General features: G+C 69.1%; 19 protein-coding genes. 4 read left to right on the top strand and 15 right to left on the bottom strand.

The genetic code is table 11. From position 1 onward, the window contains the following. The first annotated feature begins 3 nt into the window (after positions 1–3). The 4 genes from flgA to RN02_RS04615 all read left to right on the top strand — a co-directional run bounded on the left by flgA (position 4) and on the right by RN02_RS04615 (position 3,604). Positions 4–672, top strand: a complete 669-nt coding sequence (gene flgA / locus RN02_RS04630; RefSeq protein WP_052267644.1) for a flagellar basal body P-ring formation chaperone FlgA — start codon at positions 4–6, stop codon at positions 670–672. A 513-nt stretch (positions 673–1,185) separates the two neighbouring features. Next, positions 1,186–2,082: a lateral flagellin LafA gene (lafA, locus tag RN02_RS04625; RefSeq protein ID WP_043313291.1), complete on the top strand. Its 897-nt coding sequence runs from the start codon at positions 1,186–1,188 to the stop codon at positions 2,080–2,082. A gap of 218 nt (positions 2,083–2,300) precedes the next feature. Next, positions 2,301–3,146 carry a winged helix-turn-helix domain-containing protein gene (locus RN02_RS04620; RefSeq protein ID WP_043271837.1) on the top strand — a complete coding sequence of 282 codons (846 nt, stop codon included), beginning with the start codon at positions 2,301–2,303 and terminating at the stop codon, positions 3,144–3,146. Continuing rightward, entirely contained in the window at positions 3,143–3,604 is a 462-nt protein-coding gene (locus tag RN02_RS04615) for a hypothetical protein (protein WP_051879055.1), read from the top strand. Before RN02_RS04620 ends, RN02_RS04615 begins: the two co-directional genes overlap by 4 nt. On the opposite strand, the gene RN02_RS04610 is transcribed toward RN02_RS04615, so the two are convergent. The 15 genes from RN02_RS04610 to fliF form a co-directional block, all read right to left on the bottom strand. Beyond that, positions 3,605–4,549, bottom strand: coding sequence for an OmpA family protein (locus tag RN02_RS04610; RefSeq protein ID WP_043313288.1), 945 nt, complete (start codon positions 4,547–4,549; stop codon positions 3,605–3,607). It lies immediately after the preceding gene. Then, positions 4,546–5,418 carry a flagellar motor stator protein MotA gene (gene motA, locus RN02_RS04605; RefSeq protein WP_043313286.1) on the bottom strand — a complete coding sequence of 291 codons (873 nt, stop codon included), beginning with the start codon at positions 5,416–5,418 and terminating at the stop codon, positions 4,546–4,548. Before motA ends, RN02_RS04610 begins: the two co-directional genes overlap by 4 nt. Positions 5,419–5,421: 3 nt before the next feature. Continuing rightward, positions 5,422–6,153, bottom strand: coding sequence for a FliA/WhiG family RNA polymerase sigma factor (locus RN02_RS04600; protein WP_043313285.1), 732 nt, complete (start codon positions 6,151–6,153; stop codon positions 5,422–5,424). 9 nt (positions 6,154–6,162) lie between these two features. Then, positions 6,163–6,648, bottom strand: a complete 486-nt coding sequence (locus RN02_RS04595) for a flagellar basal body-associated FliL family protein (protein WP_009622764.1) — start codon at positions 6,646–6,648, stop codon at positions 6,163–6,165. Positions 6,649–6,688: 40 nt separating this feature from the next. Next, complete coding sequence (locus RN02_RS04590) at positions 6,689–7,795, bottom strand: flagellar hook-length control protein FliK (RefSeq protein WP_052267643.1); 1,107 nt, start codon at positions 7,793–7,795, stop codon at positions 6,689–6,691. A gap of 2 nt (positions 7,796–7,797) precedes the next feature. Then, the gene (locus RN02_RS04585) at positions 7,798–8,121 is read right to left on the bottom strand and encodes a hypothetical protein (protein WP_043313283.1); all 324 of its coding nucleotides are present in this window, start codon (positions 8,119–8,121) and stop codon (positions 7,798–7,800) included. Next, entirely contained in the window at positions 8,105–8,500 is a 396-nt protein-coding gene (fliS, locus tag RN02_RS04580; protein WP_043313281.1) for a flagellar export chaperone FliS, read from the bottom strand. The genes RN02_RS04585 and fliS overlap by 17 nt, the downstream gene beginning before the upstream one ends. Beyond that, positions 8,497–9,804 carry a flagellar filament capping protein FliD gene (fliD, locus tag RN02_RS04575; protein ID WP_043313279.1) on the bottom strand — a complete coding sequence of 436 codons (1,308 nt, stop codon included), beginning with the start codon at positions 9,802–9,804 and terminating at the stop codon, positions 8,497–8,499. The genes fliS and fliD overlap by 4 nt, the downstream gene beginning before the upstream one ends. 630 nt (positions 9,805–10,434) lie before the next feature. Then, on the bottom strand, positions 10,435–10,875 hold the full coding sequence (flgN, locus tag RN02_RS04565; RefSeq protein ID WP_043313275.1) for a flagellar export chaperone FlgN: 441 nt from the start codon (positions 10,873–10,875) through the stop codon (positions 10,435–10,437). Beyond that, a complete protein-coding gene (gene flgM, locus RN02_RS04560; RefSeq protein WP_043313274.1) occupies positions 10,872–11,153 on the bottom strand; it encodes a flagellar biosynthesis anti-sigma factor FlgM in 282 nt (93 codons plus the stop codon). Before flgM ends, flgN begins: the two co-directional genes overlap by 4 nt. A 70-nt stretch (positions 11,154–11,223) precedes the next feature. Beyond that, on the bottom strand, positions 11,224–11,649 hold the full coding sequence (locus RN02_RS04555) for a flagellar FliJ family protein (RefSeq protein ID WP_043313273.1): 426 nt from the start codon (positions 11,647–11,649) through the stop codon (positions 11,224–11,226). Beyond that, positions 11,646–12,980: a flagellar protein export ATPase FliI gene (gene fliI / locus RN02_RS04550; RefSeq protein ID WP_043313272.1), complete on the bottom strand. Its 1,335-nt coding sequence runs from the start codon at positions 12,978–12,980 to the stop codon at positions 11,646–11,648. Before fliI ends, RN02_RS04555 begins: the two co-directional genes overlap by 4 nt. 2 nt (positions 12,981–12,982) lie before the next feature. After that, positions 12,983–13,678 (bottom strand): flagellar assembly protein FliH, encoded by a 696-nt coding sequence (gene fliH / locus RN02_RS04545; protein ID WP_009622779.1) that lies wholly within the window; start codon positions 13,676–13,678, stop codon positions 12,983–12,985. A 7-nt stretch (positions 13,679–13,685) separates the two neighbouring features. Next, positions 13,686–14,729, bottom strand: a complete 1,044-nt coding sequence (locus RN02_RS04540; RefSeq protein WP_043313271.1) for a FliG C-terminal domain-containing protein — start codon at positions 14,727–14,729, stop codon at positions 13,686–13,688. After that, a complete protein-coding gene (gene fliF / locus RN02_RS04535; RefSeq protein WP_043313270.1) occupies positions 14,701–16,383 on the bottom strand; it encodes a flagellar basal-body MS-ring/collar protein FliF in 1,683 nt (560 codons plus the stop codon). The genes RN02_RS04540 and fliF overlap by 29 nt, the downstream gene beginning before the upstream one ends. Positions 16,384–16,392: the final 9 nt, after the last annotated feature.

Genomic DNA, 16,392 nt, shown 5'->3' with positions numbered 1-16,392 from the left:
CCCATGTGCGAGGCCGCCGGCGAAGCCCGCGCGCAGGTCGAACAGGCGGTGAGCGCGCAACTGGATGCGCAACTGCGTGAAGAAGCCCGGCGCAACGGCTGGCAGGGCCTGCGCAGCCAGTTCAGCCACGAACTGCTCGGCAGCCTGCCGCCAGCGCCCTGCAGCCAGCCGCTGCAACTGCAAAGGCGCAGCGACGAACCCTCGGCCCTGGCCCGCCAGCGCTACGAAGTCCGCTGCGCGGACGGCGCCGGCTGGGCGGTGACGGTCAGCAGCCAGGCCGACGTCTTCCTGCCGGTGCTGGTGACCGCCGCCATCATCGACCGCGGCCAGGTCCTGGGCGCCGGCGACCTGAAGCTGCAAGCGCAGAACATCGCCCGCGCCCACCACGGCTTCTTCACCCGCCCCGAACAGGTCATCGGCCAGGGCGCCCGCCGCCGCCTGCGCGCCGGCCAGCTGCTCACCCCGCAGGTGCTCAGCAGCGCGCAACTGGTCAAGCGCGGCCAGCAGGTCCGCATCAACGCCAGCCGCGACGGCATCCAGGCCAGCACCCCGGGCCAGGCCCTGGCCAACGGGCAGCAGGGCGAAGTGATCAAGGTGCGCAACCTGAGCAGCGAGAAGGTGATCCAGGCGCGGGTGGTCGAGGCGGGGGTGGTCAGCAGCACGTTCGAATAAAAAAGCCCGTAGGAGCGGGCCCTGCCCGCGATTCGCGCGCAGGGCGCGCTCCTACAGGGGAATGGGGGCAGCGTAGGAGATCTTATCCGCGAATCGCGCCGATGGTTTCGGCTATCGCGGACAAGGTCCGCTACGGGGGAGGAATACCGTGCCCCCCGGCAATCTGTAGGAGCGGGCCCTGCCCGCGATTTCGCGCGCAGGGCGCGCTCCTACAGGGGAATGACACGGGTGAGGCGGCGTAGCGGATCTCATCCGCGAATCGCGCCGATACCTCTGGCTATCGCGGACAAGGTCCGCTCCGTTCGTGCGTCCCTGGTGCGGCTGGAGCAGTTGCCTTGTCGATCGCGCCGAGGTGCTCTTCGTAGGAGCGGGCCCTGCCCGCGATGCCCTCTTCCCGCCTCCCGCAAGAATTTCTCGAATCGGCCCTTAAGCCCTTTTCCATCCCGGTCGCCCTACCCCTTCAGCAGGCGATCAAAGCCGGCTTTACACAAGCCCAATCCGAGGATTCACTCCATGGCTCTGTCGATCCATACCAACTATTCCGCCCTGACCACCCAGACCAACCTGAACAAGACCAACGCCAAGCTGGCCACCAACCAGCAGCGCCTGGGCACCGGTTACCGCGTGAACAGCGCCGCCGACGACGCCGCCGGCCTGCAGATCGCCACCCGCCTGGACGCCCAGTCCCGCGGCATGGCCGTGGCCACCCGCAACGTCAACGACTCCGTGTCCCTGCTGCAGACCGCCGAAGGCGCCTTCAGCGAAATGACCGACATCGTCCAGCGCATGAAGGACCTGGCCACCCAGTCCTCCAACGGCACCAACAGCGAGAAGGACCAGGACTCCATGCAGTCCGAGTACGACGAGCTGGGCAAAGAGCTGGCCAACATCATGAAGAACACCAGCTACGCCGGCGACAAGCTGTTCAGCGACGGCACCAAGGTCGACGGCAGCGACGGCAAGTTCTCCGCCGCCATCAACTTCCAGATCGGTGCCAGCAGCGCCGAGACGCTGGAAGTGAACGCCTCCAGCAACCTGACCGACGTCGCCACCAAGCTCAGCGACATCTCCTCGGTCTACGCCGCCAGCGGCGCAGCCACCGCCGCCAGCGGCAGCGAACTGAGCGCGGCCAACGCCAACGGCATGATCGACAAGCTGAGCACCGCCCTGGACAGCATCGGCACCCTGCGCGCCCAGTTCGGCGCCAACATCAACCGCCTGAACCACACCGCCAACAACCTGGCCAACATGAAGGACAACACCGACGTGGCCAAGGGCACCATCATGGACGCCGACTTCGCCTCCGAATCGGCCGCCATGACCAAGAACAGCATGCTGATGCAGTCCGGCATCTCCATGCTCAAGCAGGCCGGCCAGATGCCGGGCATGGTCATGTCCCTGCTGGGCTGATCCGCCCCGCGCAACTGACCGAAAGCAAACGCCCCGACCCGTTCGGGGCGTTTGCCGTTGGGGCCGGGGAATCCGGCGACGCGAGTGGAATTAGTAATCTGTCAAGCAAGAAAGGTATAGAAATGGGACTTGTCTCTACATTTTATTGACGCCAGAATGTCGTCCCTCTTCATCAGAACCGATACGAATTCGTACAGGGACAGGCTGCCAGACGCTTCATGGACATGATTCAGATCACGCCCGTCGCCGACGCCCGCCCCCTTCCCGCCCGCCTCATCCGTACCGGCCTGGCCGACGGTTGCCTCGCCCACTTCCAGCCCGAGCTGTATCAGTTGGTGCTGCAGCGCGAGGGCTTCGAGGAAAAGGTCGAGCTGGGCTTCTCCGGCAGCCGCCTGCTCGAACGCCTGCTGCGCGAACCCGGCGAGGTGGTGGCGCGCGACGAATTGCTGGCCCACGCCTGGAGCGACCGGGTGGTCGGCCAGGGCAGCCTCAACCAGCAGATCTACACGCTGCGGCAGATACTCGGCGACGAGAAGCGCCGCGAGATCATCCAGACCCTGCCGCGCCGCGGCTACATGCTCAACCCGCGCTTCGCCGTGCGCGCACCGGTCGAAGCCGAGGACGCGCCCCTCCCCGATCAGGAACCGGCCCCGGCCGCCATGCCCGCCACCCCGCCGCTGCGTCCGGCCCGCCGCTGGCGCAGGCCCGAGCTGCTGGCCGTGGCGGCGCCGCTGCTGCTGGTTGGGCTGGCCCTGGCCGCCACGCTGCACTATGCCCTGCAGCGAACCCAGGACCTGCGCGCGGACCTGGACATCGGCAATAAGCATTTCACCTATTTCGATGCGCGCCCCCAGGGCCTGGCCCAGCTGCGCGAACGCACCGGCGCCCTGAGCGCGCGCCTGGCCGCGCTGAGCGAGCAGCCCGCGCAGTTCACCCTGTCGCGCCATGCCGGCTTCTACGAAGTGGCCTGCAGCAGCGCCCAAGCCTCCACCCGCCTGCTGCTGATCCACCAGGACCAGCTCGCCCGCCTGGGCGACGAGCAACTGCGGAGCTGCCTGCCATGAAGCGCCTGCACCTGCTCGCCGGCAGCGCAATGCTGAGCCTGGGCCTGTTCAGCGGGATGACCGCCACCTGGCTCAACTACCGCTCCGCCAGCGAGTTCGACGGCCGGTACCGCAGCAGCGGCCAGCTGATCCTCGCCGACGGCCGCGTCCTGCGCCTGGAGCACAGCCTGCTGCTGCGCGACGGTCGCTTCTATGCGGTGACGCGCCAAGGCGATACCGTGCAGAAGACCTCCGGCCACGTCGAGTCGGGCTTCCTCGACCACCTACGCCTGCGCGTGGAAAAGAGCGAGCTGGCCGAACTGCAGCAGGCCGCGCAGCTGGACAACGAGCTGCTGTTCAACCTGCTCTACGGCAGCGACAACGACAGCGTGCTCAACCTGCAGCCCCACGGCGACTGCCTGTTAGCCGAGGAAACCCGCCAGCTCTATTGTGCCGAGCGCTTCGCCGGCGAGCCCTGATCAAGGCTTGGCCGCAGAGGCCCCCTGCCCACCACTGAACTTCGCCCCCTCGGAACCGACCTGCACACGCGCCTGTTCGTCGCTGAACAACTGGCGGTACAGCTGCTCGGCGCTGTCGGTCAGCAACAACAGTTCGATGCGACGGTTGGCGCCGTTCTGCGGGTCCTCCGGCAGCAGCGGCATGCCGTCGGCCTGGGCGGTCACCTGGAGCACGTTGTTCGCCGGCAGGCCGGCGTCCACCAGCACGTTGCGCGCCTGCAGGGCGCGGTCGCCGGAGAGGTTCCAGTTGTTGTAGCCGTTGGCCCCGCGGTAGGGCACGGCGTCGGTGTGGCCGCTGAGGATCAGGCGGTTGTCGACCTTCGCCAGCACGCCGCCCAGGGCCGCCAGCAGCGTGCGGAAATGTGGATCGAGGATGGCGCTGCCGCGGGGGAACATGAAGCGCTTGGGGTCGTCCTTGATCAGCACGCGCAGGCCCTGGGGCACCACCTTGACCTCGATGTTGGCCAGCGCGTCGGTCTGCGCGGAAACCGCGCGGATCAGCGCCGCCAGCTCCTGCAGGTCGACGCTGGAATCGTAGTGGCGCGGCCCGCTGCCCTCGCCCGGCTGGCTGCCGTCGACGCTGGCGCGGCTGCCCTCGGGCGTGCGCGGCGGGTTCTGCGGCTGCACCGGCATGGGCAGGCCGTCCAGTTCCACCGGCGTGCGGCTGGAGCCGTCGAACACCCCGGCGCCGCCGTCCACCAGCGGGTTGCTCTGCAGGTCGCCCACCGCCGGATTCTGCACCACGCTGCGCGGCTGCACGATCCACAGCACCATGAACAGCGCCATCATCGCCAGGGTGAAGTCGGCGAAGGCCACCTTCCAGGCGGAGCTGTGCTCCTCGGCGTGGCCCTTCTTGCCGCGCCGCTTGATGATGACTTCGTGGGGCTGCTCGCCACGCTTCCTCATGCCGCTTCCCTTTCATCCTCGTACTGGTTGACCCAGGTCTCGAGCTGGCGGAAGGCCGGCTTGACGTCCTGCTCGATCAGCTTGCGCCCGGCGTCCACCGCCAACAGCGTGGGCTTGCCGGCGACGTGGGCGACCAGGGTGGTGCGTACGCATTCCAGCGCCGACAGCTCGGTCTTCACCCGCTGGGCCATGGCGTTGGACAGCGGGTCGAGCAGGCAGTAGCAGAAGAAGATGCCGAGGAAGGTGCCCACCAGCGCCGCGGCCACGTGGGCGCCCACCTCGCCGATGGTGCCGCCGATGCTGCCCATGGTGATGATGATGCCCATGATCGCCGCCAGGATGCCGAAGCCGGGCATGGCCTCGCCGACCTTGTGCAGCGACTTCGACGGCTGCAGCAGGGCGTGCTCCATGGCGTCCAGCTCCTGTTCGAGGAAGCCTTCCAGCTCGTGGGCGCTGATCTTGCCCATGGCCATCAGGCGGAAGTTGTCGGCGATGAAGGCCATCAGGTTCCTTTCCTGGAGGATCAGCGGGTAGCGGGCGAACAGCTCGCTCTGCTCGGGCTCCTCGATGTGCTCGTCGAGCACCTTCAGGCCGCCCACCTCGACCATCTCCAGCAGCTGATAGAGCAGCATCAGCAACTGGCGCTGGAACTCCTCGCCACGGCGTTTGTAGACGAACACGCCCTTGACCTGGGAAAGCATCTCCAGCAGCACTTCGCGCGGGTTGGCCACCACCAGGCTGCCCAGGCCGGCGCCGAGGATGATGACCACCTCGGCCGGCTGCCAGAGCACGCGCATGTCGCCGTTGGCCATGGCGTAGCCGCCCAGGACGCAGGCGACGATGATCAGCGCGCCTATGACTTTCTGCATGATTCAGCTTCTCTCGCTCAGGTAGCGGCAGGCCTTGTTCAGTGCCTGCTTGCTCAGTTGACAGACCCGGGCGTCGCTCACGTCGAGCACCAGGGCGATTTCCTTCAGGCTCAGCTCGTGCTGGTAGTACAGCGTCAGCACCAGGCGCTCGCGCTCGCTGAGCTGTGCCAGGGCCTGGGCCAGCATGCGCTCGCGCAGCACCCGCGCCTCCAGCGCCGACTCGCCGTCCACCAGGTTCTCCAGGCCCTCGCCGAGCAGCGCGTCGAGGCTCTCGATGGCCTCGCAGGCCTCGGCCTGCAGGTAGTCCTGGTAGGCACGCTCGTCGAGCCCGGTGTGGGCGAGGATTTCCTTGTCCGTGGGCACCCGCCCCAGGCGCCGGGCCAGCTCGCGGATGCCGTCGCGCACCTTGTGCGCCTGCAGCCGCACCTGGCGCGGGCGCCAGTCCTGGCGGCGCAGCTCGTCGAGGATGGCGCCGCGGATGCGCAGCACGGCGAAGCCGGCGAACTGCTCGTCGGGCGTGCCGTAGCGGCGCAGGCTTTCCAGCAGGCCCATCAGGCCGATCTGCTCCATGTCCTCGCGGTCCAGCACCTGGTTGGCCTGCAGCGACAGCTGGCTGACCACCCGCCGCACCAGCGGCAGGTAACGCATCAGCCATTGCTGCTCGGCGCCCGGGGCGAAGGCCGGGTGGCCCGCCTCGGCGGGGTTGCGGTAGTCGAGGGCGCAGTGGGCGTTCATGGCGGGCCCCTATTGCACGATCAGCTTGCTGACCAGCACGTGCTGGAAGGGCGCGGCCACCTTGCGCGTGGCGAAGTCGGCCAGCAGCACCTGCTCCAGCTCGCCCTGCAGCGCCGGGATGCTCTTGCCGCGCAGTTGCTCGTAGGTCAGCGCGGAGAGGTGCGCCACCGCCGAGTTGCGCACCACGGGGTCGATCTGCTGCAGCTTCTTCTGCTCGGTGCCCAGCTCGGCCTGCAGCACCAGGTCGAGCACGAAGTAGTGCTCGCGGCCATCGCTGCCCGGCAGGCTGACGATGATCTTGTTGACCGGGAAGAACTCGTATTCGCCCGGCGCTTCCTCTTCCTGCGCTGCGTCCTGCCCGGCGCCGGCCGCCTCGCCGGCCTTGGCCTGGGCGGCCAGCAGCGGGCGCGCCAGGTACCAGGTGCCGGCCACGCCGCCGGCGGCGATCAGCAGATTCAGAACAGTGAACAACAACATGATGCGGCGCATCGTCATGACGGTTTCCCGATCCTCGGTTTGCATTGATTGCCCGGCGCTAGACGGTGACCAGCACGTCGCCCGGGCGGCGTGCCTCGTCCGGCGCCGCTTCGGGTTCCAGAACTGCCGCGCGGCGCGGCGCGTCATCCAGCCAGGGCGCCGGGCGTCCCTGCTGGGCCTGTTGCTGTTGCGCCTGCTGCTGGCCGGCGCGGCCGTCGGAGACCTGCACCTCCACCGGCTGCTGGCTGGCCCCGGCGATGTCCTGGCGCAGGCGTTCGGCGCCCTGCTGCAGCAGGCGCGCGACGTCGCCCTGGGCGGCGTGGATCTGCACCGTCAGGCCGGCGTTGTCCCGGCTCAGGTAGATTTCCAGGCGCCCCAGCTCCGGCGGGTCCAGGCGGATGGCGGCGCTCTGCTGGTTATGCCGCAATTGCAGTTCGACGTTGTCGCGCAGGGCGTTGAGCAACTGCTCGCCCCAGCGCTCGGCCGGCGCCTGCAGGTTCAACTGGCGCTCGGGCACGTGGCTGGCCGGCAGCGGCTGGGCATCGTTCGCCACGGCCGGGGCGTTCGCCTGCACCGACGCAGCGCTCGGCTGCGCCTGGCCGGCGAGCTTGTCGAGCTGGCTGCGCAGCAGTTCGTCGCTGGCTGTTTCGGTCTTCATCAGCGGCGCTTCCTCGGCCTTGGCCGGCAGCGCCAGGCTCGGCAGCGGCTGGCCCTGGGCCGGCGTCGGCGCGGCCTCGACCATGCCCTGGGGCAATTGCGGCAGCGGCAGGTTGGCGGGCAGGCCGCGGGAGACCGGGGCGCTTGCGGCATCGCCGGCCTGGCCGGCATCGCGGGCCTGCAGCGTCACCTCGCGCTGGCCGAGCATGCTGGCCAGCCATTGCTCGGCGCCCGGCAAGGCGCCCAGGCTCGGGTCGGGCTGCGGCTGCGCATCCTGCGATGCGGCCGGGTCGGCGGGGGTCGATGGAGTTTCCGCCGGCGCCTCGGCCGCTTCCGCGCCCTTGGCTAGTTGCGCGGCGAAGGCCGGCAGCACCTCGCCCGCCGCCTCCGAGCCCCTGACGGCAACACCTTCGGCCATCTGCCCGGCGCCCATGGCGGCCACGGCCGGCAGGGGCGCGTCCTTGCCCGGCGCGGCGTCCGCGGCCAGGCGGCTGTTCAGCTGCAACACTGTCATCTCCCGGCCAGCAGGCGGTCTATCTGCATGTAGGCGGAGCGCCCTTCGGCGTACTCCAGGTGGCTCGCCAGCAACTGGCGCAGGCGCTCCACCTCTTGCGCGCAGGCGCGCCGCGCCTGCTCGTGCAGCTGCTGCAAACGGCGCTTGGCCTCCATGCCGGCGGCGTCCAGCGCGGGGCCGGCGGCCAGGCGTTCGAGCAGCGCGCGGATGGCGCCGTCGACTTCGCCCAGGCGCGCCCACTCGCCGCTCGCCAGTACCTCGTCCAGGCGCGCGTGGAGGCTGCGCAGCTCGTGCGCGCGCGGATCAGCCACGGGCGGCATGGACACCGGCCCAGCCTTCGCGCAGGGTGCCGAGCAGGCCGGCCACCTCGTCCAGGCCCTCCAGCGACAGGTTCACGCTGACGTCCGAGAGGCGGTAGATGCAGTAGTCGTAGAGCCGCGCCAGGTCCTGCACCACCGGCCCGCCGGCCTCGTAGTCGAGGGCGCCGGACAGGCCGTTGAGGATGTTCATGCACTTGTCCAGGGAGCGGCCCTTGTGCTGGAAGCGCCTGGCCTCGATATGCCCGCGGGCGCGGGCCAGTTCGTCGAGCAGGCCGTCGAACAGCACCAGCACCAGCTCGTAGGGCGACGCCGCGGCGGCGCGCGCCTCCAGGTCCGTGGTGCGGTAGCTGTCGTAGCCTTCGTTCATCGAATAGGTCATGTGAACATGCTGGAGGTCTGGTCCATGGAATTCATGACTTGCATGAGGTTGGTGTACTGCTTGAGGTAGCGCGCGTACGAGTTGTTGTAGCGCGTCTGCAGGTCGTCGAACTGGTCGTCGATGTCGGCCAGCTTGTCGTTCAGACTGTTCACCCGCGAGGTCAGCAGGCCGCTGGTGGAGCTGGTGTAGGTCTTGAGCGCGCTGCTCAGGCTGTCGATCAGGTTGCCCTTGTCGCTGAACAACTGCTCGAAGCCGTCGGCGTTCTGCGCCAGGGCCTTCTCCAGCTTGCTGCTGTCGAGGGTCAGCTTGCCGCTGCTGTCGGCGCTGACGCCGTAGCCGATCAGGTTGACGCCGCCGAAGCTGGTGCGGATCAGGCCGTTGACCGCCGACTTGATCGCCTGCACCGCCGAGTCTCCGGCCAGCGCGCCGCGGGTTGTGCTGCCGCTGCCGCTGGCGGTCAGCGTGCCGATGCTGCTCATCAGGGTGTTGTAGGCATCCAGGAAGCCCTGCAGCTTCTTGCTGGTGGCGTCCTTGTCGCGGCCGATGTCGAGGCTCAGCGGCGCCTCGGCCGGGTCGCTGACCTTGGTGAAGGTCAGGCTCACGCCGTCGATGGCCTTGTCGAAGGTGTTGCTGGCGTTGCGCAGCTCGATGCCGCCCTGCCCGCCCAGGTAGACGATGGCGTCCTGGGCGCTGGAAAGCTGCTTGCGGGCATCGATGGAGCCCTGCATCGCGGCATTGCTGCTGGACAGAGTGATGGCCTGGTCCTCGCCGCTCTCGTCGCTGGTCAGCACCAGGTTCACCGCGCCGTCGCTACGCACCAGGGTGGCCTTGACCCCGGTGTTGTCGGAAGCGCCGTTGATGGCCGAGGCCAGGGCGCTGAGGCTGGTGATGCCGCTCATGTCGATCCTGAAGCTGTCGCTGCCCTGGCCGATGGTCAGCTCGCCGCTGCCCAGGTCGCCGTCGCTCAGGCCCTGCAGGGCCACCTGGTCCTTGGCCGCCAGCTGCTTGACGAAGAACTGGTAGCTGCCGGAAACCGCGGTGGAACCGACGCTGGCGGTGGCATAGCCCTCGGCGCTGAAGGTGGCGCTGTTGACCAGCATGTTGCTGGTGCTGCTGGAACTGCTCTTGAGCCCACTGACCGCCGAGGAAAAGGTGCTCAGCGCCGACTTCAGCTGGGTGACCGCGGACAGCTCGCTGTTGTAGCTGGTCTTGTTGCGGTTCAGCCGCGTCTGCGACGCCTGGATGTCGTACTGGGCCAGCTGGGTCGCCATCTGCTGGACGTAATCGGAATCTATGGTTGCCATGGTCGGGTACCCCTTTGCGAGCCTGGGAGCAATATCGGTGCCAACGCCTGGAAGGCCCGTATTCCGGGCGTTGCGGGCAAAGGCGAGGTGAAAGGACGCTTCCGCACGGAGGAACCGGAAGCCGGGCCGGAAATGTCGTTTCCGCCTGGCTGTGCGGGAGGTGCTTTGCTTTCAAGGCGACCGTTGGGTCGGGTGGGTTAAGTGGGGGGAGGTTTTTCGAAGAGTGCAAACCGGTTACTCAGGTGCGCGGTGGATATTCCGCCCCTCTCCCCAACCCTCTCCCTGAAGGGAGAGGGAGCTGTCCTCTGCGCGCTGCAGGTTCGGCGTGATCCTGTGACTGCAGTTTGCTCGCGAACCTTGCAGTCACTGGGTTGTTCCCCTTCGAGCCAGCGCAAGCGCTGTTCGCGATGGAGCCGCGTCCCGCGTTCGCGGGAATGACGGGGATGGTAAGGAGCATCAGGATGACTCCGGACTCTCCGGCAGCTCAGGACGGCCCCCTCTCCCTCTGGGAGAGGGCTGGGGTGAGGGTGCTTTTGATCGCGAGCAAGAACTAGGCGTCCCCCTCGCTCCTACGAAAAGCCCTTCGCCAGGCAAAAAAACGGCGCCCGAAGGCGCCGCGAAAGGAAAACCTCAATACTCCGGCGAGTACACCCCGTGCCCGCCCTGCCCCGCCAGCAGTTGGCCGATGATCTCGTTGTGCATCGCCAGCAGGCGGCCGTTGCGTTCGTTGAGCAGGCGGCATTCTTCCACCTGCTCGGCCAGCACCAGCCAGTCGCGCTGCAGGGCCTGGCGGCCGGCGCCGGGGAAGTGTTCGAGCAGGCGCTGCATGCCGGCGCGGCCGATGTCCAGGCCGAAGGCCTGAAGCACCTTGGTGCGGCGTTCGGCGCGTTGGCGCACGGCTTCCACCAGTTCGCCGATGCGGGTGTTGCTGCGGGCGATGGCCTCGCTGTCGCGGGCCAGCAGTTGGTCGTGCAGGTCCAGCAGTGCGCTGCGCAGGTACAGGTAGTCCGCGCGGTCGAGGCGGATGTCGGCCTCGATCAATTGCAGCAGGCGGGCGCGTCTTTCGCTCATGCACCGCCGCCGTGGAAGTCGAGCATGCTGCGCGACAGCGCCTCGGGGTCGAGGGAGACTTCGCCGCGGGCCAGGGCGTCGCGGATCGCGGCGACCTTGTCCAGGTCCACTTCCGGCAGCGCGCCCAGGGCTTCCTGGACCTGCTCCAGCGGCAGCGCGCCGCTGCCGGCCGGCGCCTGGGCGGCGGGGCGCGCCGCTTCCTCGCGCTGGCTGCGCTGGGGCGCGGCGCTCTGCGCGGGGGCGCCGATGACGGGCTTGAGTTGCCGGGTGATTTCCATGTTCGCGTCCAGAAAAAAGGTGTCTACCGACCGACAGGCGACCGCTTCGGCGAAGAACTTAAATGCTGCCTCATGCGCCCTGGCTCCGCCACCAGCTCTGCGCCGCCAGGCCGTCCTGGATCTTCTGCTCCTGGCGCGCCAGTTGCGCCTGCCATTGCTCCAGGCGCGATTCGATGACCTGCTCCAGCACCTTCTCGCCGCGCATGGCCTGCAGCAGTTCGCCCTGGATGCGCTCCAGGGTCTGCTCGGCCACCTCCAGCTCGCGCTTCTGCAGGGCCAGCATCCTGAACAGCGTGACCTTGTACTGCTGCTGGTTGCCGCGCTGCAGCGACGTGCTGGTGGGCACCACGAAGCCGCACAGGCGCGTCAGGCCGGTGATGTTGTTGCGGTAGCGCTGGCACAGGCCGCGCTGGTAGTTCACCCGGCCGAGCATCTCGCGCACGCGGTTGCTCCGCACGCTGGCCAGGCGGCGCAGGGTGTCGATCTGTTCCTTCATTGCCGCAGGGCCTGTTGCAGGTGGTCGAGGCTGGCGGCCAGGTCGGCGCCTTCGTTGACTTCCTGGCGCAGGAAGCGCTCCAGCGCCGGGGCCAGTTGCACGGCGCGGTCGGTGCGGGCGTCCAGGCCGGCGGTGTAGCCGCCCAGGGGGATGAGTTCGCGGATTTTCTCGTAGCTGCCGTGCAGCTCCTTGAACTGCCGCGCCGCGCGCAGGTGCGCCGGCTCGCCGACCTGGGCCATGCAGCGGCTCACCGAGGCGCCGATGTCGATCGCCGGGTAGTGGCCGACGTCGGCCAGTCGGCGCGACAGCACGATGTGGCCGTCGAGGATGGCGCGGGCGCTGTCGGCGATCGGGTCCTGCTGGTCGTCGCCCTCGGCCAGCACCGTGTACAGCGCGCTCAGGCTGCCGCTGCCGGCCACGCCGTTGCCGGCGCTTTCCACCAGTTCCGGGAGCATGCCGAACACCGACGGCGGGTAGCCCTTGGTGGCCGGCGGCTCGCCCAGGGCCAGGGCGATCTCGCGCTGGGCCATGGCGTAGCGCGTCAGCGAATCCACCAGCAGCAGCACGTCGCGGCCCTGGTCGCGGAAGTAGGCGGCGATGCTGTGGCACAGCTCGGTGGCCTTCAGGCGCATCAGCGGCGACTCGTTGGCCGGCGCCACCACCACCACGGCCTTGCGCCGGCCTTCCTCGCCGAGGGAGTGCTGGATGAACTCCTGCACCTCGCGGCCGCGCTCGCCGATCAAGCCGACCACCACCACTTCGGCCTTGGTCTGCCGGGTGATCATGCCCAGCAGCACGCTCTTGCCCACCCCGCTGCCGGCGAACAGGCCGACGCGCTGGCCCTTGCCAAGGGTCAGCAGGGCGTTGATGGCGCGCACGCCGACGTCCAGCGCCTCGGTCACCGGGCGGCGCTTGAGCGGGTTGACCGACGGCAGCTGCGCCGAGAGCGCGTCGCGCCCGCCCAGGCGGCCGCGTTCGTCCAAGGGTTCGCCGAGGCCGTTGACCACCCGCCCCAGCCAGGATTCGTCGATGCGTAGCGCGGCCTGTTCCTCGGCCGGGAACACCCGCGAGCCGGCGGCCAGGCCCACCGGCTTCTTGAACGGCATCAGGTAGGTGGTGTCGCGGTTGAAGCCGACCACCTGGGCGTCCAGCAGGCTGCCGTCGGCCTGTTCCACCAGGCAGCGCTGGCCGGTGGCGCGGCGGCAGCCGAGGCTTTCCAGCAGCAGCCCGGAGACGCGCACCAGGCGCCCGCTGACCTTGGCCAACTGCACCGAGTCCAGCGAGCGCAGGGCCTGGTCGACGTCGAGGCTGAAGCTTTCGCCCAGGGCCATCGTCAGTCGTCGCCCAGCAGGTGTTCGCCGAGCACCTGCATGCAGCTGTCCAGGCGTTGCTGGCAACCGATGTCGGTTTCTTCCTCGGCGGTGAGCAGGCGGCATTCGCCCAGGGCCAGGCGCTCGTCGGGGACCAGGCGCCAGGCGGCGGCGCGTTCCGGCGCCAGCTCGCGGATGCGCGCGCATTCCTCGGGGTTGAGCAGCAGCTGCACGCTGTCCGGCTGTTCCGGCATGGCCGCCAGGGCCTCGTCGGCCAGGCTCAGCAGTTGCGTGGGGTGCAGCGTCAGCTCGCAGCGGATGACCTGCCGCGCCACCTTCTGCACCAGTTCCAGCAGTTGTTCGCGGCGCTGCGCCTCGAAGGCCTCGGCGAAGCGGCGAAATTCCTCGCACAGCCGGTCCAGCGGCTGGGCGGCGGTCTCGAAGACGCGGCGGCCCTCCTCGCGGCCTTCCTCGCGCCCCTGGCGCAGGCCTTCCTGGCGGCCCAGGCGCAAGCCCTCTTCATGGCCGGCCTCGCGGCCCTGCTCCAGGCCTTCGCGGTAGCCCTTGTCGCTGCCCTGCTGGTAGCCGTCGGCCACCGCCTTCTGCAGCTCGGCCGGGTCGCCGCCCTGCCATTGCTCCTGCAACGCCCCGCTGCAACGCGGCGGGAAGCGGTACGGCCGCCAGTCGCGGGCGCCGCCGCGGATCACCTTGACCGTCATGGGCGCCTCACTCCACCGTCTGTTCGCGGAACAGCTGCAGCTGGATCTCGCCTTCGGCGGCCAGCTCGCGGACCATCGCCATGATGTCGCGGCGCACCTGCTCGACGCGGCTCAGCGGCACCGGGCCCTGGCGGCGCTTGATGGCGTCCATCTGCTGCGCCTGGCGCTTGGGCATGGCGCCCTGGATGGCCTTGACCAGCGCCGGCTCCGCGCCCTTGAGCGCCACCACCCACTCTTCCAGGGGAATGGCTTCGAGCAGCGCCTGCAGGGTGTCCTGGCTTTGCCGGGAGAGGATGAAGAAGTCGTACATCTCTTCCTCGATGCGCTCCACCAGGCCGGAGTCGTGGCTGCGCAGCAGCTCGAACATCTGGTTCCGGTCGCCCTTGAAGCGGTTCATGATGTCCGCCGCCTGCTTGATGCCGCGCACCTGCGAACCCTGGGTGGAGAGCACCGCCAGGCTGCGGTCGATCAGCTGTTCCAGCTCGGCGATGACCTCGCCGCTGACCTCGCTGAGGTTGGCGATGCGGTACAGCAGCTCGTCCTGGCGCTCGGCCGGCAGGCATTCGAGCACCTGGCTGGCCATGGCCGGCGGCAGGAAGGCGAGGAACACCGCCTGCATCTGCGCGTGCTCGTTGGCGATGAGGGCGGCGAACTGCTTGGGGTCCAGCCATTCCAGGCGGGCCATGCGGGCGCGGATTTCCTCGCCGTAGATGCTGTCCAGCAGGCTGCGGGTGATGTCGCTGCCCAGGGCCTTGCCGAGCATGCCGGCGAGGTAGCCGCGGGAGGCGCCCTTGATGCTGCTCTGCTCCTTGTAGTCCTCGAAGAAGCGGCCGATCACGTCCGAGACCATGGGCAGCTTGACGTTGTTCAGCCGCGCCATGGCCTGGCTGATGCTGATGATTTCCTCGCGGGAGAAGTGCCGCAGCACCCCGGCCGAGGTCTCGTCGCCCATGCTCAGCATGAGGATCGCCGCCTGCTCCATGGAGCTCATGGCGCGCCGGCGCACCGGCACGCGCGCTTCGTCAGCCGACGGGGTTGAGGTCTCGCTCATTGCGCCCTATCCATTGCTTGATCACTTCGGAGACCCGCTCGGGATCGTTCTTGGCGAGCATCTGCAGGTGCTCGATCTGGTGTTCCAGGCCCGAGCCCGGCGCCGGCAGGCGGATTTCCGAGAGCGGGTTGAGTTCGCTGAACACGCCCAGGGCGCGCGGCGCATCGCCCACCCGCGCCAGCAGGCGTTCGCCGTGCTCGTTGCCCAGCAGCGTGCCGGTGCCCTCCTCGCCCGTGGCCGGCGCCGGCTTGCGCTGGGTCAGGCTGCGCACCGCGGGGCGCACCACCAGCAGTAGCAACAGCAGGCTGACCAGGCCGAACACGCCCAGGCGCACCCAGCCCTGCAGCTGGGCGTCGTCCCACCAGCGCACAGGCTCGTCCAGCGGCGCGGCGGCGACGAAGGGCAGCACCGAGAGCGACAGGCTGTCGCCGCGCGCGGCGTTGAAGCCCACGGCGTTCTTCACCGCCAGCTCCAGCTGCTTGCGGGTTTCCTCGCTCCAGCCGCCCTCGGGGGCCGCCGCGGCGTTGATCATCACCGCCACGCTCTGCTGGCGCAGGTTGAAGGGCGCGTGCTTGACGTGGGTGATGTTCTGGTCGTAGTCGAGCTGGCGGTTGGACTCCTTGCGCTGCGAGGTGGCCGCCTTGTCCTGGGTGTTATTGGCTGGCGCGGCGCCGGCCTGGGCGTTGCCCTGGCCCTGCTGCGGCTCCGGCGGCTTGACCGGAGCACGGTTGCTCAGCGAGCCGGGCACGCCCAGGGCCAGTTCGTCCAGGGTGCTGTCGTCGCGCAGGGTCTCGCGGCGCAGGCGCGGCGTGTCGCCGTAGCTCTGCAGGGTCTCTTCCTTCTGGCTGAAGTCGATGTCGGCGGCCACGCTGACGCGGTAGTTGCCGGGCCCGACGATGGGCGCAAGCACCTGCTCGACGTTGGCCACCGCCTTCTGCTGGAAGTCGTCCACCAGCTGGCCGTTCTGCTGCGCCCCGCCCCAGGCGGCGAGCCCGCGGGAGAGCAGCACGCCGTGCTGGTCGACCACGCTGACGTTCTCCGGCTGCAGCTGCGGCACGCTGTTGGCCACCAGGTTGACCACCGCCGCCACCTGCTCCGGCTTGGGCCGGAAGCCCGGGGCCAGTTGCAGCATCACCGAGGCCTTGGCCGGCTCGCGCTGGCTGACCACGAAGGAACTCTGCTGGTCGATGGCCAGATGCACGCGGGCCTGCTGCACCCCCTCCATGGCCATCACGGTGCGCGCCAGCTCGCCTTCCAGGCTGCGCTTCAGGCGCACGTCCTGGACGAACTGGCTGGTGCCCAGCGGCTCGTCCTTGTCGAACAGTTCGTAGCCGGCCGGCACCGCGACCTTCACGCCCTTGGCCGCCAGCAGCATGCGCGCCCGCGCCAGCTGGTCGTCGCGCACCAGCACCTGGCCGCTCTGCGGGTGCAGGCGGTAGGCGATGCTGTCGGCGTCCAGCACCTGCATCACCTCGGCCGCCGGGTAGGCTTCGCCGGCGCCGTACAGCGGGTGGAAGGCGCCCTGGTCGCGCCACAGGTACCAGGTGCTGCCCAGGGCCAGCAGCGCGGCGCCGCCGGCCAGGCCCAGCAGGCTCAGGCGCGGGTCCAGGCGCAGCTTGTCCAGGGGCAGGCGGTCTTTGATCTTCTGCAGCACGGTTCAGCC

The organism is Pseudomonas sp. PI1, assembly GCF_000812405.1.
In the GTDB taxonomy this organism is placed as follows: Bacteria; Pseudomonadota; Gammaproteobacteria; order Pseudomonadales; family Pseudomonadaceae; genus Pseudomonas; species Pseudomonas citronellolis.
The sequence above is the reverse complement of the archived record's forward strand: the minus strand, read 5'-3'. Positions and strand labels throughout refer to the sequence as shown.

Coding starts and splice junctions, on each gene's coding strand:
- RN02_RS04615 (WP_051879055.1), top strand. CDS start 3,143: ATGAAGCGCCTGCACCTGCTCGCCGGCAGCGCAATGCTGAGCCTGGGC.
- flgN (WP_043313275.1), bottom strand. CDS start 10,875: ATGAGCGAAAGACGCGCCCGCCTGCTGCAATTGATCGAGGCCGACATC.
- RN02_RS04620 (WP_043271837.1), top strand. CDS start 2,301: ATGGACATGATTCAGATCACGCCCGTCGCCGACGCCCGCCCCCTTCCC.
- fliH (WP_009622779.1), bottom strand. CDS start 13,678: ATGACGGTCAAGGTGATCCGCGGCGGCGCCCGCGACTGGCGGCCGTAC.
- fliS (WP_043313281.1), bottom strand. CDS start 8,500: ATGACCTATTCGATGAACGAAGGCTACGACAGCTACCGCACCACGGAC.
- flgA (WP_052267644.1), top strand. CDS start 4: ATGTGCGAGGCCGCCGGCGAAGCCCGCGCGCAGGTCGAACAGGCGGTG.
- RN02_RS04585 (WP_043313283.1), bottom strand. CDS start 8,121: ATGCCGCCCGTGGCTGATCCGCGCGCGCACGAGCTGCGCAGCCTCCAC.
- fliI (WP_043313272.1), bottom strand. CDS start 12,980: ATGGCCCTGGGCGAAAGCTTCAGCCTCGACGTCGACCAGGCCCTGCGC.
- motA (WP_043313286.1), bottom strand. CDS start 5,418: ATGCAGAAAGTCATAGGCGCGCTGATCATCGTCGCCTGCGTCCTGGGC.
- lafA (WP_043313291.1), top strand. CDS start 1,186: ATGGCTCTGTCGATCCATACCAACTATTCCGCCCTGACCACCCAGACC.
- RN02_RS04555 (WP_043313273.1), bottom strand. CDS start 11,649: ATGAAGGAACAGATCGACACCCTGCGCCGCCTGGCCAGCGTGCGGAGC.
- RN02_RS04595 (WP_009622764.1), bottom strand. CDS start 6,648: ATGACGATGCGCCGCATCATGTTGTTGTTCACTGTTCTGAATCTGCTG.
- flgM (WP_043313274.1), bottom strand. CDS start 11,153: ATGGAAATCACCCGGCAACTCAAGCCCGTCATCGGCGCCCCCGCGCAG.
- fliD (WP_043313279.1), bottom strand. CDS start 9,804: ATGGCAACCATAGATTCCGATTACGTCCAGCAGATGGCGACCCAGCTG.
- RN02_RS04600 (WP_043313285.1), bottom strand. CDS start 6,153: ATGAACGCCCACTGCGCCCTCGACTACCGCAACCCCGCCGAGGCGGGC.
- RN02_RS04610 (WP_043313288.1), bottom strand. CDS start 4,549: ATGAGGAAGCGTGGCGAGCAGCCCCACGAAGTCATCATCAAGCGGCGC.
- RN02_RS04540 (WP_043313271.1), bottom strand. CDS start 14,729: ATGAGCGAGACCTCAACCCCGTCGGCTGACGAAGCGCGCGTGCCGGTG.